Source organism: Janthinobacterium aestuarii (assembly GCF_046113285.1).
In the GTDB taxonomy this organism is placed as follows: Bacteria; Pseudomonadota; Gammaproteobacteria; order Burkholderiales; family Burkholderiaceae_D; genus Janthinobacterium.
This window is the reverse complement of the sequence record NZ_CP142524.1, coordinates 550,010-571,139: the sequence shown is the minus strand read 5'-3', so window position 1 is coordinate 571,139 and position 21,130 is coordinate 550,010. Positions and strand designations below refer to the sequence as shown.

26 protein-coding genes are annotated in these 21,130 nt (G+C 60.5%); 21 read left to right on the top strand and 5 right to left on the bottom strand.

The genetic code is table 11. From position 1 onward, the window contains the following. Window positions 1–75 precede the first annotated feature (75 nt). Entirely contained in the window at window positions 76–756 is a 681-nt protein-coding gene (trmB, locus tag OX462_RS02545; RefSeq protein ID WP_409027703.1) for a tRNA (guanosine(46)-N7)-methyltransferase TrmB, read from the bottom strand. A gap of 700 nt (window positions 757–1,456) precedes the next feature. Between trmB and OX462_RS02540 the strand changes: the two genes are divergently transcribed. Beyond that, window positions 1,457–2,539: a DNA cytosine methyltransferase gene (locus OX462_RS02540; protein WP_409027702.1), complete on the top strand. Its 1,083-nt coding sequence runs from the start codon at window positions 1,457–1,459 to the stop codon at window positions 2,537–2,539. 23 nt (window positions 2,540–2,562) lie between these two features. Further along, on the top strand, window positions 2,563–3,939 hold the full coding sequence (gene vsr, locus OX462_RS02535) for a DNA mismatch endonuclease Vsr (RefSeq protein WP_409028718.1): 1,377 nt from the start codon (window positions 2,563–2,565) through the stop codon (window positions 3,937–3,939). 582 nt (window positions 3,940–4,521) lie between these two features. Here vsr and OX462_RS02530 read toward each other — a convergent pair. From OX462_RS02530 to OX462_RS02520, 3 genes are read right to left on the bottom strand one after another with little or no spacing between them, the layout of a single operon-like run. Then, window positions 4,522–4,737, bottom strand: a complete 216-nt coding sequence (locus OX462_RS02530; protein ID WP_409027701.1) for a hypothetical protein — start codon at window positions 4,735–4,737, stop codon at window positions 4,522–4,524. Continuing rightward, on the bottom strand, window positions 4,734–5,804 hold the full coding sequence (locus tag OX462_RS02525; RefSeq protein ID WP_409027700.1) for a phage portal protein: 1,071 nt from the start codon (window positions 5,802–5,804) through the stop codon (window positions 4,734–4,736). The genes OX462_RS02530 and OX462_RS02525 overlap by 4 nt, the downstream gene beginning before the upstream one ends. Beyond that, window positions 5,801–7,600 (bottom strand): terminase ATPase subunit family protein, encoded by a 1,800-nt coding sequence (locus tag OX462_RS02520; protein ID WP_409027699.1) that lies wholly within the window; start codon window positions 7,598–7,600, stop codon window positions 5,801–5,803. Before OX462_RS02520 ends, OX462_RS02525 begins: the two co-directional genes overlap by 4 nt. A 136-nt stretch (window positions 7,601–7,736) precedes the next feature. Here OX462_RS02520 and OX462_RS02515 point away from each other — a divergent pair, with 136 nt between their 5' ends. The 10 genes from OX462_RS02515 to OX462_RS02470 all read left to right on the top strand — a co-directional run bounded on the left by OX462_RS02515 (window position 7,737) and on the right by OX462_RS02470 (window position 13,565). Further along, on the top strand, window positions 7,737–8,522 hold the full coding sequence (locus OX462_RS02515) for a GPO family capsid scaffolding protein (RefSeq protein ID WP_409027698.1): 786 nt from the start codon (window positions 7,737–7,739) through the stop codon (window positions 8,520–8,522). A gap of 45 nt (window positions 8,523–8,567) precedes the next feature. Beyond that, a complete protein-coding gene (locus OX462_RS02510) occupies window positions 8,568–9,587 on the top strand; it encodes a phage major capsid protein, P2 family (RefSeq protein WP_409027697.1) in 1,020 nt (339 codons plus the stop codon). Then, complete coding sequence (gene gpM / locus OX462_RS02505) at window positions 9,587–10,303, top strand: phage terminase small subunit (protein WP_409027696.1); 717 nt, start codon at window positions 9,587–9,589, stop codon at window positions 10,301–10,303. The genes OX462_RS02510 and gpM overlap by 1 nt, the downstream gene beginning before the upstream one ends. 95 nt (window positions 10,304–10,398) lie before the next feature. Beyond that, window positions 10,399–10,902, top strand: a complete 504-nt coding sequence (locus OX462_RS02500; protein ID WP_409027695.1) for a head completion/stabilization protein — start codon at window positions 10,399–10,401, stop codon at window positions 10,900–10,902. Next, window positions 10,902–11,111: a tail protein X gene (locus OX462_RS02495; RefSeq protein ID WP_409027694.1), complete on the top strand. Its 210-nt coding sequence runs from the start codon at window positions 10,902–10,904 to the stop codon at window positions 11,109–11,111. The genes OX462_RS02500 and OX462_RS02495 overlap by 1 nt, the downstream gene beginning before the upstream one ends. 65 nt (window positions 11,112–11,176) lie before the next feature. Then, window positions 11,177–11,548, top strand: coding sequence for a hypothetical protein (locus OX462_RS02490; RefSeq protein ID WP_035820867.1), 372 nt, complete (start codon window positions 11,177–11,179; stop codon window positions 11,546–11,548). Further along, window positions 11,548–12,108, top strand: coding sequence for a glycoside hydrolase family 108 protein (locus OX462_RS02485; RefSeq protein ID WP_409027693.1), 561 nt, complete (start codon window positions 11,548–11,550; stop codon window positions 12,106–12,108). The genes OX462_RS02490 and OX462_RS02485 overlap by 1 nt, the downstream gene beginning before the upstream one ends. Continuing rightward, a complete protein-coding gene (locus tag OX462_RS02480; protein WP_409027692.1) occupies window positions 12,105–12,617 on the top strand; it encodes a lysis system i-spanin subunit Rz in 513 nt (170 codons plus the stop codon). The genes OX462_RS02485 and OX462_RS02480 overlap by 4 nt, the downstream gene beginning before the upstream one ends. Then, entirely contained in the window at window positions 12,601–13,089 is a 489-nt protein-coding gene (locus OX462_RS02475; RefSeq protein ID WP_409027691.1) for a phage tail protein, read from the top strand. The genes OX462_RS02480 and OX462_RS02475 overlap by 17 nt, the downstream gene beginning before the upstream one ends. Further along, window positions 13,086–13,565: a phage virion morphogenesis protein gene (locus OX462_RS02470; protein WP_409027690.1), complete on the top strand. Its 480-nt coding sequence runs from the start codon at window positions 13,086–13,088 to the stop codon at window positions 13,563–13,565. Before OX462_RS02475 ends, OX462_RS02470 begins: the two co-directional genes overlap by 4 nt. 36 nt (window positions 13,566–13,601) lie before the next feature. Here OX462_RS02470 and OX462_RS02465 read toward each other — a convergent pair whose 3' ends face one another. Next, a complete protein-coding gene (locus OX462_RS02465; protein ID WP_409027689.1) occupies window positions 13,602–14,558 on the bottom strand; it encodes a hypothetical protein in 957 nt (318 codons plus the stop codon). A 166-nt stretch (window positions 14,559–14,724) separates the two neighbouring features. On the opposite strand from OX462_RS02465, the gene OX462_RS02460 reads away from it, so the two are divergent. Genes OX462_RS02460 through OX462_RS02420 form a run of 9 tightly spaced genes read left to right on the top strand, consistent with a single transcriptional unit; the run spans window position 14,725 to window position 21,123 of the window. Continuing rightward, window positions 14,725–15,396 (top strand): phage baseplate assembly protein V, encoded by a 672-nt coding sequence (locus OX462_RS02460; RefSeq protein ID WP_409027688.1) that lies wholly within the window; start codon window positions 14,725–14,727, stop codon window positions 15,394–15,396. A 5-nt stretch (window positions 15,397–15,401) separates the two neighbouring features. Continuing rightward, entirely contained in the window at window positions 15,402–15,737 is a 336-nt protein-coding gene (locus OX462_RS02455) for a GPW/gp25 family protein (protein WP_409027687.1), read from the top strand. Beyond that, the gene (locus OX462_RS02450) at window positions 15,734–16,645 is read left to right on the top strand and encodes a baseplate assembly protein (RefSeq protein ID WP_409027686.1); all 912 of its coding nucleotides are present in this window, start codon (window positions 15,734–15,736) and stop codon (window positions 16,643–16,645) included. Before OX462_RS02455 ends, OX462_RS02450 begins: the two co-directional genes overlap by 4 nt. Then, window positions 16,638–17,258: a phage tail protein I gene (locus OX462_RS02445; RefSeq protein WP_409027685.1), complete on the top strand. Its 621-nt coding sequence runs from the start codon at window positions 16,638–16,640 to the stop codon at window positions 17,256–17,258. Before OX462_RS02450 ends, OX462_RS02445 begins: the two co-directional genes overlap by 8 nt. Then, window positions 17,255–18,508, top strand: a complete 1,254-nt coding sequence (locus OX462_RS02440) for a phage tail protein (protein WP_409027684.1) — start codon at window positions 17,255–17,257, stop codon at window positions 18,506–18,508. Before OX462_RS02445 ends, OX462_RS02440 begins: the two co-directional genes overlap by 4 nt. 2 nt (window positions 18,509–18,510) lie before the next feature. Beyond that, window positions 18,511–18,999, top strand: a complete 489-nt coding sequence (locus OX462_RS02435; RefSeq protein ID WP_409027683.1) for a hypothetical protein — start codon at window positions 18,511–18,513, stop codon at window positions 18,997–18,999. 30 nt (window positions 19,000–19,029) lie between these two features. Next, window positions 19,030–20,205 (top strand): phage tail sheath protein, encoded by a 1,176-nt coding sequence (locus OX462_RS02430; protein WP_409027682.1) that lies wholly within the window; start codon window positions 19,030–19,032, stop codon window positions 20,203–20,205. Window positions 20,206–20,265: 60 nt separating this feature from the next. After that, window positions 20,266–20,775, top strand: coding sequence for a phage major tail tube protein (locus tag OX462_RS02425; RefSeq protein WP_409027681.1), 510 nt, complete (start codon window positions 20,266–20,268; stop codon window positions 20,773–20,775). A gap of 39 nt (window positions 20,776–20,814) precedes the next feature. Continuing rightward, the gene (locus OX462_RS02420) at window positions 20,815–21,123 is read left to right on the top strand and encodes a phage tail assembly protein (RefSeq protein ID WP_409027680.1); all 309 of its coding nucleotides are present in this window, start codon (window positions 20,815–20,817) and stop codon (window positions 21,121–21,123) included. Window positions 21,124–21,130 lie beyond the last annotated feature (7 nt).

Below are 21,130 nucleotides of genomic sequence, written 5' to 3'. Positions count from 1 at the left end.
AAAAGCCCGCCGCATTGCTGCGGCAGGCTTCATTTTTATGCAAATGGCAGGGGTGGGCAAGCCGCCATAATGCGTTTATTTCTTGATGAACACCAGATCCCACACCCCATGGCCCAGCTTCAAACCGCGGTTTTCAAACTTGGTCAGCGGACGATATGCCGGTTGCGGCGCATAGGCATCGGCGCTATTGCGCAGTTGCAGCTCGGCGCCCAGCACGTCCAGCATTTGCACCGCGTAATCTTCCCAATCGGTGGCGCAATGCAGATAGCCGCCCGGCGCCAGGCGGTCGGTCAATTGCTTGACGAATGGCGACTGGATCAAACGACGCTTGTTGTGGCGCGCCTTGTGCCATGGATCAGGGAAAAACACATGGATGCCGGCCAGCGAATTGGCTGGGATCATGTGCGTAAGCACTTCCACCGCATCGTGCTGCAGCAAGCGCAGATTCGTCAGCGACTCTTCGCCGATCAGCTTCAACAGGCTGCCGACGCCAGGCGTATGCACTTCGACGCCGATGAAATCCTTCTCCGGCATGGCTTTGGCGATATGCGCCGTCGTCGCGCCCATGCCGAAACCGATTTCCAGGATCACGGGCGCCTTGCGGCCGAACACCTGCTCGAAGTCCATGGACTCCTTGGCGAATGGCAACAGGAACTGCGGCCCCAAGGTCTCAAGCGCGCGCGCCTGCGCGACAGACAGCCGTCCCGCGCGGGTGACGAAACTGCGGATGCGGTGTTCGGTCGGATCGTACATCATCGGCCGCGCCGGGCCGTTTGCTGGGGTATCAGAAGACATGGGAATGGAGAAATAAGTAGCCGCGCCGCATCAAGCCAGGCGCCAGCGAAAAATGGAGCGGGTGAAGGGAATCGAACCCTCGTCGTAAGCTTGGGAAGCTCGACAAGGAACTCAACAACCATGCGGGCTTGCGGCCCGTTTCTGCTCCGCAAAAGTGACATTATAGCAGCCGCACAAGCCAGCACCCATGCGGTGCATTTTACGTTTGTGGAGCAAACTATTCATCCAAATGGTACCGATCCAAGGACTGCATTGCTAATTTAACTAATAAAGGATCTTCAGACGCAAGCCCAAAGCGCGCGGAGATGCGGGGCAGTGAACGCAGCGATGTAGTAAACTCGTTTTATGCGGCATCACGAAAAATGTCAAAATGACACTTACTCATCGGCGCAAAACTTCTTGCGTATGCCCTCTTCAGCCAATAACGCATTACCAAAACAAAGACGGAATCACTGCGTACCCACATCCGGTCGAGCCGTAGCCCAGTTCGATAGTGAAGATCCCTCGCGTTCGACTTTTTGTCCCGCATCAAACAACTGTTGTTTTATACAGTTGTTTGATGCGGAATTCGCAAAAAAAGCTGGGTGTGGCACGCAATGCAAGCCATAATTATGGCTTCGCTCCCCAGATTCACTGATGCAACTTGCAAGAGAAACAACCAATGACATATCGAGTAATTGACCTATTTTGCGGAGCTGGCGGCATGACGCTAGGCTTCGTTGACAAACGCTTTGGTGGCGGCTTCAAGTGCGTTCTTGCAGTTGACAATGACTCTGCCGCGATTAAGACCCATGAGGATGCATTCGGTGGCAAATCGGTCTCGGGAAACATTGAAGTCTGGTTAGAAAGCAAGCCAACCATTCCTCAGGCAGACGTTGTGATCGGCGGCCCCCCGTGCCAAGGTTTCAGTCTGTTGAACAAAAACCGCGAAGGCGATGTTCGCCGTGCGTTGTGGGAACCGTACATGGATATTGTTAAGGCCAGCGGGGCCAAGATATTCGTGATGGAGAACGTCAAAGAATTGCTCAAGTCCTCAGAGTTCGAGGATATTTCTCGTCGCGCTGAAAAAATGGGCTTCGAGATTGAGGCAGCAATATTGAATGCCGCTGACTTTGGTGCCCCACAAGTGCGGCGCCGCGCAGTCATTGTTGGATGGCACGCGAAAGCTGGGGTTGCTCGTCCAGCTTTTCCCCCACAGCAAACGCGCTCTGCGCCAGGCGCCAAAGATGGCCTGCCCGACTGGGTTACGGTGAAGGATGCTATTGGCGATCTTCCTGATCCTGTCGGCGTTGAAATTCGTGATATCGAAGGGCATTTAAACCTTCACTTTGGGCGAAATCCAACGGCAAAAAGTTTGGCTCGGTACAAGGTTGTTCCCCCAGGTGGTAACCGATTTGACCTCTTTAAGAATGCGCCTGAGTTGACACCTGACTGTTGGGTTCGCAAGACTTCAGGAGGAACGGATTTGTTCGGTCGCCTTTGGTGGGACAAGCCATCGGTCACCATCAGGACCGAGTTCTTCAAACCTGAAAAAGGTCGATACCTCCATCCTGTAAAACACCGACCAATTACCCATCGGGAAGCTGCACGTCTCATGGGGTTCCCTGACGATTTCGAGTTTGCCGGAAGTAAGACCGAAGTCGCACGCCAAATTGGTAATGCTGTTTGCCCTCCGTTTGCTGGTGCCATTTCTAAAATGGTCAGGGAAATGTTGGACACGACAAAAATTAAAAAGGCCGCCTGACTGGATATCGTGTGACAGACGTGATGACGCCACAGCAACGAAGTCGTTGCATGTCCAGAGTAAAAAACAAAGATACAAGTCTGGAAGTCAAATTTCGTAAAGCTCTGTGGGCGCGGGGCCTACGATATCGTCTCGGAAGAAGACTACTCGGCAAGCCCGATTTAGTATTCGTTTCAGCAAAAATTGCCGTTTTCATCGATGGCTGTTTCTGGCATGCTTGCCCTATCCACGGTCAGAAACCGAAGACCAACTCCGTTTTTTGGTCTGAGAAGCTTACTAAGAACTCTCTGCGCGATCAAAATGTAAATACCGGACTTGTCGAGCTTGGATGGACAGTGGTTCGTTTTTGGGAACATGAGTTAAAGGACGACGCCGAGCGATGTGTAAACGAATTAATTAAAACCCTAGAAGATCGGATCCAAATGGCGCGCAGACCAGTCAAAAATACCCCTGAGCTGATTAGAACTCAGTTAGCAGAGGCCCTTAAGAACTTCGGGGTCGATCTGCAAAATGATGACCTAAGGCACAAGGTCTTGGCTCTGGTTCCCGCGTTTCATTTACTCCGTGATCTTGGCAGTTCGTTGATTAATCAAGACATTCCGGCAGCACGTGATCGCATCATTTTTTATCTAAAGTCGTACCCTCAAAAGATCATCCACGGCGACGAGCTAATGGTCGTGTCAGGGATCAGTGAGTGGGCACGCAGGGTAAGAGAATTGCGCGTTGAACTCGGCTGGTCGATCTTAAGTGGCCTTACCGCAAAAGAGCTGGCCGAAGCAGAGGAAGAAGATACTTTGATAGAAATTGACGGCAGGCCATTGTCGTCAATGAAGCCAGAGGAGTATTTACTGATGCGGGACACTCAAGATCTTGAGGCTGCTTACCGCTGGAACTTATCAAAAACTATTCGGAAGTCAAATGCATCCGTTCAGGACAAGATTCTTGCCTTCCTGCGGCAAAATATTGGCAAACAGGTTACTGGTGAGGAACTTAGGTACGTTTCAGGTGACAAAACCGAATGGGCGCGGCGTGCAAGGGAGTTGAGGACACAGCTAGGATGGCCCTTGGTGACGCGATCACAAGGTCGCCAAGATCTTCCTATTGGCGTCTATGTCTTGGAGGAGGATCGGCAGTTGCCTGCCCACGATCGCCGAATCCCGGACGCAGTTCGTGTTGTCGTACTTCAGCGAGACGGGATGGCTTGCCAGAAGTGTTTTTGGAAGCACAGTGACGTTTCGCCCTCTGACCCACGCAAGATTTTGGAACTGCATCATCGAGTGCACCACGTGAGCGGCGGTGCTAACACAGCGGAAAATCTCATCACCCTTTGTAATGTACACCATGACGAAATCCACGCACTGGATATCGAAGTCGATGATTATTTAAAGAGTGATAATTAGTCGTCCAGCATTGAATCAACGTAGGCGCTGACGGAATTAGATACGTTGTTCAAGCTGGATTACCCGCGCGTTGTGCTCCATCTAAAGCAAAGTTCTTCCCTCAGTAAAAAACCATCAATACGCGATTTCGTCCTGCGGTAAATTCAGGACGAAATCCGCTCCCCCGATCATCACGAACATCACACCAAACCAACCACGGAAGTACATTTCAACCACGATTAACGCCCGCCACAGCGCGAAACACACCATTCCCACGGTAAATAGTAGGCCACAAAAAAAACCTCTCAAAGTGCGTCAAAATGCGTCAAATCGCATGCCCCCTCTTCGTCCCGCCGCGCCAGTCTTCATGCGCCTTCGGCCATGGCGCAAATTTGAGTCAAAAGACCCCTAACTAGCGGGCAGGTGTGGAGGGGGGACAACTGCGCGCGCCGGGCCGAAACGGGCCTTTTTCTTGCTCTAAGAGCAACGTCATTCGTCGGGACGTGAAAAAGCCGCCTCATGGGCGGCTTCTGTGGTGGCTGGGGCGCTTCGGCGCGGCTGGACTGTCGCGGCCCAGCCCAGCTGGCTAGCGCGGCGTGACGTTCATCCTGTGCGGCCGGCGCGCGCCTTGGCCGCCTGCTCCTTCTCGTAGTCATCGCGGCAGTCCACATCACAGAACAACAGCGCGGGCGCCAGCGGCTCGTCGCAGTAGTGGCAGCAGCCGTGCGCCACCAGGGCGGGCCGGCGCCGCACGGCGGCCAGGCCGCGCGCCACCTCGGCAAAGATGATCTTGTCCGTGTTGTCGATGTGGTCGCTCATTGCGCGCCCTCCTTGCCCAGGCCCAGGTCATACGGGGCGAAGCGCACCACTTCCACGCCGGCCCACTCGTTGATCGCCATGAACTGCGCCTGCAGCGGCACCAGCTCATTGCGCGCGAAGACGCGCGCGGCCGGTTCCACCGCACCGAAGCCGCCCGCATTGTTCGGCAAGATGCCCATCAGCTGGGGCGGCACGCGGTGCGCGGCCAACTGGTCGTCGCGCGTCACGCTCTTGATGTTGAAAAACTCGTCCTTCGCGGCGACGTCCGACACCGGCAGAATCTGGATGCCGTCCTTCTTGCCGTTCGGCGCGTACATGAACAGATTGCGGAAGTTGCCCGGCCCCTTGCTGTCGCGCATGGCCTGGCGCAGGTTGTCCACGTCCTGGGTGTTGGCGGCCGCGTCGGTCATGTAGAACACGAAACCGGCGTGCGAACCGTTCTTGTAATACTTGCGGCGAAACAAGGTGGCCGCCTCGTTGAGCCAGGCCGATTGCAGCGCGCTCAGGTACTGCGGCACGCCGTACAGCTCCTGATTGACGTCCGGCTCCATCAGGTGGAACACGCGGCCCTTGTCGAACTGATGCACGGCCTGGTAGCCGTTCACGAAGAAATACGTGTCCAAGTCCACGCCGCGCCGCATGTACTTGGCCAGCGCATGCTGGTACGCCAGCGCCTTGCCGCTGCGGCTGGGCCGGTCTTCCAGGTAGGCATTGCCAAACGTCAGGAAGTCCAGGGCCATGCGCTTGAAACCATCGCGCGACAGGTACTTGCTGGGAATCAGGGTGGACGCCAGCACGTTGGCCTTGAAGTGGATGGCGCTGCTGTGATGCACGCCGGCATTGAACGACTTGGCCAGGCCGGCCAGGTTGACGGGCGGCTCGTACCAGTGGCCGTTCTTCCAGCATTCGAAGCAGTCGAGAATGTCGGCGTGCTCGAGCACGGGCGTGGGGTCGCCGAAGGAAAACGCCTCGATGCCGGCGGCGGCCGGCGCCGTGGCCGTGGCCGTGGCCGCTGTGGATGGTGCGCCCTCGGCCTGCCGGCCGCGCAAGTGTCGTGCTTTGCTCAAGAATAAATCTCCATGAAAGAGTGGTGGTTGTCGGTGGTGCCTTCGAACGGCTCGTGATCGAGGGCGTGCATGCAGGCCCACGCCAGATCGGCGTGGCCGGTTTCATCGCTGCGGCCGGCGACATACGTCACGTGCCGCCCGCTGGGGGTCAGGGTCTTGTGGATGGCCATGAACGATTGCGCGATGTCGGTCCAGCCGGCGTCGAATTCCAGCCGGCCCTTGCTGATGATGTTTTTGGCCTTCAAGACCATGCGGGTTTTGACTTCGGGCGAGTAGTTCAGGGCGGTGACGGCCGGGAAAAAGCCGCGCACGATGGGCAGCACGCCGATGCCCATGCCCGTGGTATCGATGCCGATGTATTCGACGTTGTAACGCTGGGTCATCTGACGGATGGCGTCGGCGTGATCCTCGAAGCTCTGCCCGCGCCACTGGTGGCGCTCCAGGATGCGGAACTTGCCGCCGGCCGTCATGGGCGGGGCCAGCACGACGCAGCCGGCGCTGTCGCCGTTCAAGGCCGGGTCGTAGCCGATCCACACGGGCCGGTTGCCGAACGGGCGCAGGCCCAGCAAGGGCTTGTAGTCGTCCCACTCGACCCAGGAATCGACCATGCAGCGCTGCAGCTCGGCCAGCGGGAAGACCGAGGCCGAGTCGTCGATAAAGTTGCACATCAGCAGGTTGTCGAACTGGTCCGGGCTGTATTCGAAGTTGCGCAGCTCGTCAATGTCGAACAGGTTGCAGCCGCCGCGCTCGGCGTCCAGGATGGTGACGATCTGGCGCCAGATCTTGTCCTCGCCCGTGAAGCCCGACGAGAGGCGGCCGTGGCTCACGTCGATGTTGACTTGATCCGCCTTGGCGCGGCGCTTGTTGAACAGCTCGCCCGTCCAGAACGGGTAGGCCTGGTGCATGGTCGAGGATGGCGTCGAGAAATATGTCTTGCGCCACTTCTTGTGAATGGCCATGCCCGAGGCCACCTTGTTCAACTCCTGGAAATTCTGCGTCCAGAAGAATTCATCGAAGTAGAAATTGCCGTGGTAGCCCTGCGCGGTGCGCGCGTTGGTTCCCAGAAAATACAGGTGCGCGCCGTTCGGCAGCACAATGGGATCTCCCGTCAGCTCGATGCCGGCCGCCTCGCGCGCGAACTGCACGATGTATTGCTTGAAGACGTGCGCCTGGCTCTTGGAGGCGGACAGGAAGATTTGATTGCGCCCCGTCGCCATCGCGTCGGCCAGCGCCTCGCGGGCGAAATACCAGGTCGCGCCGATCTGGCGGGACTTGAGGATGGCGCGCGTGCGCTGGTCGCCGTTGCGATACCAAACTTTCTGGTAATCGAACAGCGAGTCCTGGAAGGCGTCAAGCAGCTGAATACGCTGCTCGTCGCTGAAGTCGTTGCGCGTCGGCTTCTTCTTCGGGCCGGCATTGCGGTTCGCCAGCTTGGGGTTGAGATCGACCTCGTTGCCGCCCGGCTGCTCATAGCGGCGCACGCGCGCCGCCTGCACGATAGCGCGCATCAGCAGATCGATTTCCTTGTAGTCGCTGCCGCTCTTGACCTCTTTTTCGATCAGTTTCACCAGGCGCAGCTCGGCCGCCGCCTCCACGTGCTCGATGGCCTGCGCCTTGTCCCACTCGTCGCGCAGCTTCCAGCTATTGATGGTGCTGCGCTTGATTCCCAGGTGGCAGGCGATGGACGAAATGCGCCAGCCCTTCCAGTACAGGGCGCGCGCGGCGCGGCGCGGCTCGGATTCGGGCACGGCCAGTTCGGCGATTTTTTCTTCAGGGGTTTGATGGATTCCTAACATGCCGCCAGCGTAGGCCGCGCGCGCGCGGAGCGGGGAAAGGCAAAAGTCGCTATGGGCCATAGCAACCCGCCCCGCATTGAATCGCCGGGCCAAGACGTTGACCATGGCGTTATCCGATCAACCGAGAACGCCCACCATGTCCAAATCGAAATTCTTCCGCGTCGCCACCGAAGGCGCCACCACGGACGGCCGCAACATCGACCGCGCCACCATCGAGCAGCTCGCCGCCACCTACAACCCGAAAACCTACGGCGCGCGCATCTGGCTCGAACACATCCGGGGCATCCTGCCCGACAGCCAATTCAAGGCCTACGGCGACGTGATCGCGGTGAAGGCCGAAGAGGTGGACACCGACAGCGGCAAGAAACTGGCCCTGTTCGCGCAGATCGAACCCACGCCGGAACTGGTGGCCATCAACAAGGCGAAACAGAAGCTGTACACCAGCCTGGAAATTCAACCCGATTTTGCCGACTCGGCGCAGCCCTATCTGGTCGGCCTGGGCGTCACCGACAGTCCGGCCAGCCTGGGCACCGAAGCGCTGCAATTCTCCGCCAGCCGCAAGCAGCAAAGCACCAACCTGTTTACCTCGGCCGTCGAGGTCGAGCTGGAATTCGAAGAGCAGGGCATCAGGCTGGCCGACGCCGTGAAAAACCTGCTGTCGCGCTTCTCCCATAAATCCGGCGCCGACGCCGCGCAGTTCGCCGACATCAGCGAAGCCGTGGAAGCGCTGGCCGGCCACGTCGTCACCGCCAACGACAACTACCTGGGCACCTTGGCGCGCCTGGAAAAGGCCGAAACGGCATTGCAGGCCACGCAGGACGAGCTGGCCGCCTTCAAGGCGCAGATGGACGAGGCGCCCGGCAACGGCCCGCGCCGCCCGGCCGCCACCGGCAACAACGGCGCCGTGCAGACCGAGTTTTAAGCGCCCTCGCCCTTTTTACCCCATTCAACAACGGAGCACCGATATATGAAAAAGCAAACGCGCCAGGTCTTTGGCCAGTATGAAACCCGCCTGGGCCAACTGAACGACACAGACAACGTGGCCAAGACCTTCAGCGTCACGCCCAGCGTGCAGCAAAAGCTGGAAAACAAGATGCAGGAATCGAGCGAGTTCCTGTCGAAAGTGAACATCATCGGCGTGGGCGAGCAGGAAGGCGAAAAGCTGGGCCTGGGCGTGTCCGGCCCGATTGCCAGCCGCACCAACACCAAGGACAAGGAACGCGAAACGCGCGACCTGTCCACCATGGACAGCTCGAAGTACCGCTGCGAGCAAACCAACTTCGACACGCATTTGAGCTATGCCAAGCTGGACGCCTGGGCCAAGTTCCAAGACTTTCAATCCCGCGTGGCCAATGCCATCCTGACGCGCCAGGCGCTCGACCGCATCGTCATCGGCTTCAATGGCGTGAAAGTCATGGCCACCACCGACCTGGCCGCCAACCCGCTGCTGCAGGACGTGAACAAGGGCTGGCTGCAGCACCTGCGCGAACAGGCGCCCGAGCGCGTGCTGGGCCTGGTCGCCGCCGGCATGCCGGGCAAGGTCATCATCGGCGACGCGGACGGCGCCGACTATGCCAACCTCGACGCGGCCGTCACCGATGCCGTCAACCTGCTGGACCCGTGGTATCAGGAAGACACCAATCTGGTGGCCATCGTCGGGCGCAAGCTGCTGAACGATAAATATTTCCCGCTGGTGAACACCAAGCAGGCGCCCACGGAAACCCTGGCGGCCGACATCATCATCAGCCAGAAACGCATCGGCGGCTTGCCGGCCGCGCGCGTGCCCTACTTCCCGGACAACGCGATCCTGATTACGCGCTTCGACAATCTGTCGATCTACTTCCAGGACGGCGCGCGCCGCCGCCGCGTGGTGGACGAGCCCAAGCGCGACCGCATCGAAAATTACGAGTCGTCGAACGACGCCTACGTGATCGAAGACCTGGGCCTGGCCGCGCTGGTGGAAAACATCGAGCTGAAAGACAAGTGATGGCGAACCAATCCCCCGCCCTGCGCCACCGCGCGCGCATGCTGGCCGAGCGCACGGCCGGCGCCGCCGCGCCGCAAGGCGTCACCACCGGCACGGCCTACGAGCTGATGCTCTACAAGCTGGCCGACGACCGCCGGCGCCTGAAAGCCATTCAGTCGGTCGAACGCAAGATCGAGGTCAAGGCCACCTTGCTGCCGGATTACGCGCAATGGATCGACGGCGTGCTGGCCGGCGGCAAGGGCGCCCAGGATGACGTGTTTGCCACCCTGCTGGTGTGGCACATCGACACGGGCGAGTACGCGCGCGCCCTGGTCATGGCCGAATACGCGCTGGCGCACAAGTTCACCCTGCCCGACGGCTACAGCCGCGACATCGCCACCCTGATGCTGGACGAGTTTGCCGAAGGCTATTTGCACGGCAAGCTGGCCGCCGATCCACAGCACGCGGCGCAAGTGCTGGGCACCGTCGAACAGCTGACGGCCGCCAGCGACGCGCCCGACCAGGCACGCGCCAAGCTGCACAAGGCCATGGGCCTGGCCATGATCGCCGTGCTCGATCAGGCCGACGACACGGACATCGCCCCGGCGCTGGTGCAGCAAGCGGAAACGGCCATGGGCCAGTTGAAACGCGCGCGCGCTTTGTCCGAGTCGTGCGGCGTCAAGAAAGATATGGAACGGCTGGAACGGCGCCTCAAGCGCGCGGCCGGTTCCACGTAAAGAGCATCCCCCGCAGCACGGCGGCACGGGGGAATTCTGGCCAACCCTTTGACCTGATGAACCCCGTCCACCGCCCTATTTTTTGAAAGCCCCGTATGTCCTTCATGGCCCTGCCCCCGTCAATCCAGCCCGGCACCGCCCCGGCGCCACCAGCACCGGCCCCTGGCGTCATCGAGAACGACGGCTGGTTTCCCGACATCCTTCTCACCGATATGCGCGACGCCATGCGCCTGGACGGCACCGTCACCGACGCGCGCCTGGTGCAAGCCGTCGTGGACGCCATCCTGCAGGTCAACCGCGAACTGGCCGACTGGCAGGGCAAGCAAGCGGCTACCGGTATCGCCGCCCTGGTGGACGTGCCGGCCACGCGCATCAACCGCGAATCCCGCTTGCTGGCGCAGTACCGGCGCGCCGTCTACAGCACGGCGAAAGCTGACCTGATCGAGCGTTACCGCGACTACGACAGCACGGCCACGTCCGTCAGCGACAAGAAAAGCATGGAGTGGCTCGACGACGCCCCCGGCGCGCAGCGGCGCAATGCGCAATGGGCCATCGCCGATATGGTCGGCCGCACGCACCTGACCGTGGAACTGATCTGATGCAGGTGCGCACGCAGCAGCACGACACGGTAGACGCCCTGGTGTGGCGCTACCTGGGCGACGGCGCGGGATATGTCGAGCAGGCCTTGGCCCTGAATCCCGCGCTGGCGCGCCACGGCGCCGTGCTGCCGGCCGGCCTGGTCGTCACCCTGCCCGAGCCGGCGCCCAGCATGGGCCAGCTTGCTGACATCGTGCAGCTATGGGATTAACGCAGCAATCCACCATTTTTACCATTATGAAAAATCTCTCACCCCTCACCCCGGAGTATCAAGCAATGTCCGCAGAATCGTTTGGTGGTTTCGCCACCCTGGTCAAACTGTACGGCTTCAAGGCGGCGCTGGGCATGGTCGGCGCCGCCATGCTGTACATCGTGCTGCCGCCCTTGAACAGCGACGGCACCTTCAACAAGGGCGAGTTCGTCGCCCGCCTGGCCTGCGCGGGCGTGTTCTCGTGCCTGCTGGGCGGCACCGTGTATCAGCTGCTGTGCGCCCAGCTCCCCGCCATTGGCGCCATGGTCAACGCCTCCGCCATCGATCTGATCGTGGGCGCGCCCGGCTGGTGGGTATCGCGCGCCGTAGCCCTGTGGTTCCAGCGCCGCAGCGACAAGGACATCGCCGAGCTGGTCAAAGACGCGAAGGAACACTGATGGCCCCCCTCGACAATCCACTCATCGCGCGCACCATCGACGCCATACTGCGCACCGAAGGCGGCTATGTGAATGACCCTCTTGATGCGGGCGGCGAAACCAATTACGGCATCACGGTCGTCGTGGCCCGCGCCAACGGCTACGCGGGGCCGATGCGCGATCTGCCCGTGGCCGTGGCGCGCGCCATCTACACGGCGCGCTATATCACGGAACCGAAGTTCGACCAGGTGCTGGCCATCCATGCCGGCATCGGCGCCGAGCTGATCGACACGGGCGTGAACATGGGACCACACCGCGCGGCCGAGTTCCTGCAGCGCTGGCTGAACGGTTTTAACGACACGGGCGCCCGCTATCCGGCTCTGTTCGTCGACGGCCGCCTGGGCGCGCAGTCGCTGGGCGCGCTGGCCGCTTTCCTCAAGTGGCGCGGCCAGGACGGCGCCAGCGTGCTGCTGCGCGCCCTGAACGGCCTGCAGGCGGCGCGCTATCTGGACATCACCGAGGCCAACAAGACCCAACGCCGTTTTCTGTTCGGCTGGATCAAGGAACGGGTGGCCATGTGAGCGCGACCACCTGGCGCCCGCTGGCCGCCGTTCTCCTGTGCGGCACCATCGCGGGCTGGACGACGCAGGGCTGGCGCAAGGATGTCGCCATTGCCGAGCTGCAGCAGCAGGCGGCCACCAGCAAGACCAGCGCCGCCACCGCACTGGCCCAGGCCACCGCCCGCGTGCTGACGCTGGAGCGCGCGGCCGGCGTCGCCCTGGCGCAACGCGCCGACCACCTCACCCAGGAGCAAACCCATGCGAAAACCGAGCGTGACCGTTTTAACGATGACGTGCGCAGCGGCGCTGTGCGCCTGTCAATCCCCATTGCCGACGGCCAGTGCGCCGCCACTGCAGATTCCGCCGCTGCCGCAGGCCATCGGCACCAAGCGCGCGCCGAACTTGACCCGGCGATTGCGGCAGCTCTTGACGCCATTGCCGGCGACGGCGACGACGCCACCCGTCAGCTGAACGCCTGCATCGACGCCTACAACACAATAAGGAACACCTACCATGTACAAACCGAATAGCCTGCGCCAGCACCTGGCCGCCGCCATCCCCGACCTGCAGCGCGACCCCGACCGCCTGCTGGTCTTCGCCGACGAGGGCAACGTGGTGGCGTCGACCACCGCCTCCCTCTCCTTCGAATACCGCTTCAAGCTCAACCTGATCGTGACCGACTACGCGGGCGACGCCGACGCCATCATGGTGGCCCTGATCGCCTGGCTGAAAGTCCACCAGCTCGACCTGATGGCCAACGAGGAAACCCGCAAGCACGGCATCGCCTTCGAGGTCGATTTCAACAACCATGAAACGGTCGATATTTCGATCAAGCTGGACTTGACCGAGCGCGTCGCCGTCAAGACCGGCGAAGCTGGCCGCCTGGACATCAAGCACCTGGCCGAGATACAGCACATGCCGGCCTACGCCGACGAGTTCTGGAAGCTGTATGACGGCGAGACCCTGCTGGCCGAATGGCGCACGCCCGAGGCGACGGCATGAGCGGCGACCTGCACGCCCTGGAAGCCTGGGCCGGCGCCCTGCTGGCCAAGCTGCAGCCGGCCCAGCGCCGCGCCATCAATCACAAGGTGGCCATCGACCTGCGCCGCAGCCAGGCGCAGCGCATCAAGGCGCAGCAGGGGCCGGACGGCACGGCCTATCCGGCGCGCAAGCGGCGCAAGGAATTGAAGGGAAAGAATGGGCGCATCAAGCGGCAAAAGGCAGCCATGTTCGCCAAGATTCGCACCGCCAAACACCTGAAAGTGAAGGCAAGCGGTGAGCAGATCGAGGTCGGGTTCTTTGGCTGGGTGGCGCGCGTGGCGCATGTGCATCAGTTTGGCCAGCAAGATCGCGTATCTAAAAAAAATGGCCCGGCATACAAATATCCGACGAGATCACTGCTAGGATTAAATAAATTTGATTCAGCAGTGATCCGTAATTCATTAATTAATTACTTAAATCCCCAACAAAAACATTGAAAATTAAAGTCCAATTCTAGAAAAATTTAAAAATAACTACTTATTTTTTCCAATACTTTCCAAAACCTTTCCGCCCTTTAATAGAATATTAGAATTTGATACCCCCTTAAGAACCAGCTCATACGGGTGCTCAGAATTTTTTTCACGCTCAGCTCTATTTAATAGAAGCAATTTAATAACATCCACATCCCGATCAGTTGGAGAAGCATAGGGCTTGAGCCGCTGAATAAACTTTTCAACGTCATGATATTTTTTTGAGTCCTCCTTTATTGCCAACAATACCAAAGCGCGAGCATTAGATGAACGATAAACATAAACTATGAATGTAGCCAAACTCACATAAAGCCCAAGAATTACTTTTTGAAGATCAGCATCCACAAATCCTATTTTAAAAACCATCATCGTGGTTATTAAAATACTTACTGCCACAAACAGATTTATCATTGCCCGCTTAATACTTGATGCACTATCCAATTGTTGCTCTACAGTTCGTTGAAGGCTCATACCACGAGCCCTTTTTTTAGCTTCCTCGTTTGCAGCATCCCTGATCTTCAACAAATCTGCCAATGCGAGCCCCTCTCCACCGGAAACAACTTTTTTTATTAAGGCTTTTTCAACAACATCATCAAAATCATCGTCATCCGATATAGCTAGATCGTTATTCTGAGAAGAGGATATTGTTTCATCAATCGTAGCAAATGGCTTTGGGGGACCCACTATAGAATACAATTTCAAATGTTTCAAAAGCTCATCATTACCATCCCTAAGAGCCTTAATATCTTGATTCAATTTAGAAATCTCTGGACTTTCTTCTTTCCTTACAAAAAATGGGTCAACCACACCGGATGCCACATAAAACACAAAATCTTTAAATGCGTCTATTGACCTTGGCCAAAAATAACTAAGCAACACAACAACAATTGGAAAAAATGATATCGCCAAAATATAAATTTTGGTTTTACTATCAACGCCAAAATAAGATAAAAATTCCATATTATTTCTACTTCCCCATAAGATATTTAATTTTCATAACTAAATTTTATACGTGCAATTTTTGCAGCCCACCATATTAAACATTATTTTTTGAAAAGTCACAAAGAAGTTATTATTTCTTATATCAACCCGCCCCCGCGTGCATCCGCACGCGGACTTCGGCAACATGCACTGCATGAACGCCGACCTGTCCGACCTCCTCCGCTTGCTGCAAAACCTGATCCGCCTGGGCACCATCGCCGAGGTCAAAGGGGCCAAGGCGCGCGTGCGGCTGGGGCCGACACTCACCACTGAATGGCTGAAATGGGCGACCCGACGCGCCGGCAGCACGCGCACCTGGTCGGCGCCCACCGTCGGCGAACAGGTCATCGTCTTTTCCCCCGGCGGCGACCTGACGCGCGGCGTCATCGTGCCGGCGCTGTACTCCCAGGAATTTGACGCCCCCGAAACCAATCCCACCATCCACACCACGCATTACCCCGACGGCGCCGTGGTGCAATACGACCATGCGGCCCACGCCCTGACAGCCACGCTGCCCGGAGGCACAGCCACCATCACCGCGGACAAGGTGACGTCGAACGCGCCCAGCACCATCTGCACGGGCGACCTGACCGTCATGAAAAACCTGATCGTCATGCAAGCGGCCACCGTCAACGGCGCCACCGCCCTGAACGGCGGCGTGAACGCCAAGGCCGGTGCCGCTGGCGGCGTGGCCATGGCCGTGCAAGGGACAATCAAGGCCAGCGAGGACGTGCTGGCCGGCGCCATCAGCCTGGCCAAGCATCAGCACGGCGGCGTCAAGGCCGGCGGCGACCAGTCGGGCGGGCCGCAAACATGATGGGCATGCACGCCACCACCGGGCGCAGCCTGACGGGCCTGGGCCACCTGCGCCAGTCGGTCACCGACATTCTCACCACGCCCATCGGCTCGCGCATCCGGCGCCGCCGCTATGGTTCCGAAGTGCCCGAGCTGATCGACCAGCCCTTGAACAGCGCGACGCAATTGCGCATCTACGCCGCCACCGCCTTTGCCCTGCGCCGCTGGGAACCGCGCTTGCAACTGTCCAGCGTGCAACTCACGCGCGACACGGACGGCGCCATCGCGCTGCTGCTCGACGGCACCGCCAATGGCCAGGGCATTACCCTGGCCGTGCCCGTCAAGCAAGGCGGCGCCGTATGAGCACGCCTATCGACCTGACCCAATTGCCGGCACCCAGCGTGGTCGAGGTGCTGGACTTCGAAGCCATCCTCGCCACGCGCAAAGCCCACCTGGTCAGCCTGCTGCCGGAAGCCGAGCGCGCGGCCGTCACGGCCCTCCTGGAGCTGGAATCGGAACCGGCCACCAAGCTGCTGGAAGAAAACGCGTATCAGGAAACCATCCTGCGCAACCGCGTCAACGAGGCCGGCAAGGCCGTCATGCTGGCGTTTGCGCTCGACGGCGACCTGGACCAGCTCGGCGCCAACGTCAATGTGGCCCGCCTGGTCATCACGCCAGCCAATCCCAGCGCCCTGCCGCCCGTGGCGGCCGTCATGGAAGACAACGACGCCTATCGCCTGCGCATCCAGGAAGCGCCGGACGGTCTGTCCGTGGCCGGCCCGAAGGCGTCCTACGAATTCCACGCCCGCAGCAGCGACGGCCGTGTCAAGGACGCGAGCGCCACCAGCCCCGCGCCGGCCAGCGTCACCGTCACGGTGCTGGCGAACAACGACACCGGCATCGCCGATGCCGCGCTCTTGGGCACCGTGACGCGCGCGCTCAACGCCGAGGAAGTGCGTCCCCTGGGCGACCGCCTCACCGTGCAGGCCGCCCAGGTCATCGACTACCAGATCGAGGCCACCTTGTTTATCGGCGTCGGCCCGGAAGTGCCGATTCTGCTGGCCGCCGCGCGCGCCAACGCCATGCGCGTGTCGCAGCCGCGCCGCCCGCTGGGCCACAGCATCTACCGGTCCGCCTGCAGCGCCGCCGTGCACGTCGAAGGCGTGCGCAAGGTCGTCTTGACCAGCCCGGCGGCAGACATCGAGCTGGACGCCACCCAGGCCGCGCGCTGCACCGCCATCCATTTAAACGTGGTCGTGCTCGATGAATAAGACCGTGCCCACCCTGCCGCCCAACACCACGGCGCTGGAGCGCGCCATTGCCGTGGCCTGCGCCGAGCTGGTCAACGTGCCCGTGCCGCTGCGCGACCTGTGGAACGCCGACCGCTGCCCGGTCGCCCTGCTGCCGTTCCTGGCCTGGGCCTGTTCCGTCGACCGCTGGGACGATGCCTGGCCCGAATCGGTCAAGCGCGGCACGATCAAGGCGTCCTACTTCATCCACAAGCACAAGGGTACGATTGCCGCCGTGCGCCGCGTGGTCGAATCCCTGGGCTATTTGATCCGCATCACCGAATGGTGGCAGACCACGCCGCCAGGCGTGCCGGGCACCTTCCGCCTTGACGTCGGCGTGCTGGATACAGGCATCACGGACGCCATGTTTCAGGAAATGGAACGCCTGATCGCCGACGCCAAGCCCGTCAGCCGGCATTTGACGGGCCTGGCGCTGTATCTGGAAACCCGTGGCCAGGTGCGGATCGGCTTGAGTACCTATCACGGCGATGCGATGACGGTTTATCCGTGGATCGCCGAAGAAATCGAAGTGCGCGGCACGCTGTTACAGGGCGGCGCACCCCATACCATTGACACCATGACCATCTATCCATGAGCACATACTTTGCCATTCTGACGCAGGTGGGCGAGGCCAAGCTGGCCAACGCCATCGCCCTGGGCCAAACCCTGAAACTGAAAAAAATGGGCGTGGGCGACGGCAACGGCGCCTTGCCGATCCCCGACCGCTTGCAAAAGGCGCTGGTGCGCGAAATGCGCCGCGCCGACCTGAACCAGCTCGCCATCGACCCGGCCAACGCCAGCCAGATCATCGTCGAGCAAGTCTTGCCCGAGGACGTGGGCGGCTGGTGGCTGCGCGAAATCGGCATCTACGACGAGGCGGGCGACTTGTGTGCGGTTGCCAACTGCCCGCCCAGCTACAAGCCCCTGATGGTCGAGGGCAGCGGCCGCACGCAGGTGGTACGCGTGGTGCTGATCGTCGCCAGCACGGCCGCCATCGAGCTGAAAATCGATCCGTCCGTCATCCTGGCCACGCGCCAGTATGCCGATGAGCAGGACATCGTTGTCCGCGCCTACGGCGATGCGCAACTGGCCAAACACCTGGCCGCTCTGGACCCGCATCCGCAATACAGCATGAAGGAGATCGTGACACCGCCGAAATTTGACGCGTCGAAAAAACTGGTCAATGCCGACTTTGTGCAGCGCGCGCAAGGAAACCTGGTGCGCTATGCCGAGGTCACTGAAAGCCGTTCGCTCACCGCCGAGGATATGGGCTGCGCCCTGTACTTCCCGACTGCGGGCAAGGCCATCACCATTCCCGACCCGGTATCGCTTGGCATTCCCAACAATTCCGGCAAGTGCGTCAAGTTCTTCGGACTGTTCAATAGCGGCACCATTCTTGCCGCGCCAGGCGTGAGCATTGGATTTGATGTCGGCAGCGTGCCGAGCATCACAATCAAGCCGGGACAATTCCTGACCCTCATGGCGACCGGGGCAAAGGTTTGGCAAGTCATCGACTCGACCGCCGAGCTGTGGCGCAATGCCGACTTTGCGGCAATGTTGTCTTCGAGCGGCTACCAGAAACAACCCGGCGGCATGATCCTGCAATGGGGCGGCGGAGCGCAGACACCGGAATCTGGCTATGTCGACGTGATCTTTCCGATTCCGTTTCCAAACGCGTGTTTTCACGTCTTCACTGGATATGAAGGGCAAGGCGGAAGCGGGTCCAGTCTGCCCAGCAACATCAACGTCGGTATGAGGACAAAAACGGGCTGTCGGCTGTTCACCTACAACGGAAATGCGCTGTCGGCCGGCATCACCCCATCCTACTTTGCGATTGGAAACTAATCATGTCCGTCAGATATTCACCGAGCACAGGTTTTTTTTACCCCGTCAACATCACGTACCAGGATATCCCGTCCGATGTGTTTGAGGTATCCGAGGCGGACCACCTGGCCGCCCATGCCGCCCGCGCATCGGGCGGATCGTTCAAGTTTGTCAAAGGGACGTTGCGCACCACGCCGCCGCCAGCCATGCCCTACGCGCGAGTGTCCGCCGCCTATCTCGATACCGTTCGCGCGCGTCGTGACGCCATCCTCAACCGCCTGGCCGGCATCGGCTTTGCCGCCATGGCCGACGGCGACGCGGACACGGTGCGCGCCATCACGGCCGCGCGCGCCTGCCTGCTCGACATCACCATCTGCCAGACGGTCGCCGCCGCGCAGGATATGGACGCCCTGCAGGCGGCCGTCAGCGCCGAATTCCAGCGCATCGCCGACGCCTTGCCGCAAGAGGCCCGGCGCGCCTTCGATGATGCGGCTACGGCCGCGCCCCAATAACGCTTTTTCACCACTCACCAGGAGAGCCACATGGCCACCGACTACCACCATGGCGTGCGCGTCATTGAAATCAACGAGGGTTCGCGCCCCATCCGCACCGTTTCCACGGCCGTGCTGGGCCTGATCGCCACGGCCGACGACGCCGACCCGGCCGCTTTCCCGCTCGACACGCCCGTGCTCGTCACCAACGTGCTGGCCGCCATGGGCAAGGCCGGCAAGACGGGCACCCTGTATCGCGCGCTGGAAGCGATTGCCGCGCAAACCAAGCCCCTGACCATCGTCGTGCGCGTGGCCGAAGGCGAGACGGAAGCGGAAACCACCACCAACGTGGTGGGCGGCGTGTCGCCCGATGGCAAATACCTGGGCGTGAAAGCCTTGCTGGCCGCGCAAAGCAAGTTGGGCGTGAAACCGCGCATCCTGGGCGCGCCGGGCCTGGATACCAAGGCCGTCACCAACGCCCTGGCCAGCGTGGCGCAGCAACTGCGCAGCTTCGTGTATGCCTCCGCGTATGGCTGCAGCAACGTGGTGGCCGCCACCACCTATCGCGGCCAGTTCGGCCAGCGCGAGGTCATGATTATCTGGCCCGATTTTGTGAACTGGGATACCGCCATCGACGAGGAGGCGAGTATTTCCGCCGTGGCCTACGCCATGGGCCTGCGCGCCAAGATCGACGAGGAAACGGGCTGGCACAAGACACTGTCGAACGTCGTCATCAACGGCCCGACCGGCTTAACCCAGGACGTATTTTTCGACCTGCAAGACCCGGCCACCGACGCCGGCGTGCTCAACGCCAAGGAAGTGACCACCCTGATTAACATGGGTGGCTACCGCTTCTGGGGTTCGCGCACCTGCGAGGCGCCGGGCGGCTTCTTTTATTTCGAGAACTACACGCGCACGGCCCAAGTGCTGGCCGACACCATCGCCGAGGCACATTTCACCTTTGTCGACCTGCCCTTGCACCCGTCGCTGGTGCGCGACATGCTGGAAAGCATCAACGCCAAATTCCGCGACTTGAAATTGCAAGGCTACATCATCGACGGCCACGCCTGGTATGACGAGCAGTACAACGACAAGACGGCGCTGAAAGACGGCAAGCTGGCCATCGACTACGACTACACGCCCGTGCCGCCGCTGGAAAACCTGCGCTTCCAGCAGCGCATTACCGACCGCTACCTGGCCGACTTCGCCTCGCGCATCGCCGCGTAATCGCCCACATCACCACCCTGCCCGCGCCCGCGCGGGCGCAACTGAACAACGGAGAACACTATGGGCCTGCCCCGCAAACTGAAAAATTTCAACTTGTTTCAAAACGGCGTGTCCTTCCTGGGCATGGTGCCGGAGGTCACCTTGCCGAAACTGAGTCGCAAGATGGAGGAGTACCGCGCCGGCGGCATGAGCGGCCCCGTGTCCGTCGACTTCGGCAACGAGGCGCTGTCGCTCGAATGGAGCGGCGGCGGCCTGATCGCCGAAGCGCTGAAGCAGTACGGCGCGCACGCGCACGGCGCCGTGCAACTGCGCTTTGCCGGCGCCTACCAGGAAGACGATGACGGCACGGTCGCCGCCGTCGAGGTTGTCGTGCGCGGCCGTTACAAGGAAATCGACATGGGCGCGGCCAAGATGGGCGACGACACCACGCACAAATACACCATGGCTTGCAGCTACTACAAGCTGCTGATCGACGGCGCCACCGTCATCGAACTGGACTTCATGAGCGGCACCGAGAACTTCGGCGGCGGCGACACCAACGCGGCCATCCGCAAGGCCATCGGCCTGTAATCCCTTTTTTACTCACCACCACTCTACCAGGACAACACTATGCACAACGATACCCAAAACAGCGCCGTCATCGATCTGGACGAACCGATCAAGCGTGGCGACAGCCTCATCACCTCGCTCACCGTGCGTAAACCCAAGGCCGGCGCGCTGCGCGGCATTTCACTGATCGAGCTGGCCAACCTGAACGTGTCGGCCCTGCAGATCGTGCTGCCGCGCATCACCGAGCCGACCTTGACGGCGCACGACATCGCCAACATGGACCCGGCCGACCTGCTGGCCGTGGGCGCCGAGGTTGCCGGTTTTTTGGCGAGCAAAGCCGATCGCCTTTCGGTATCCCCGGCGAAGTAGAAGACGC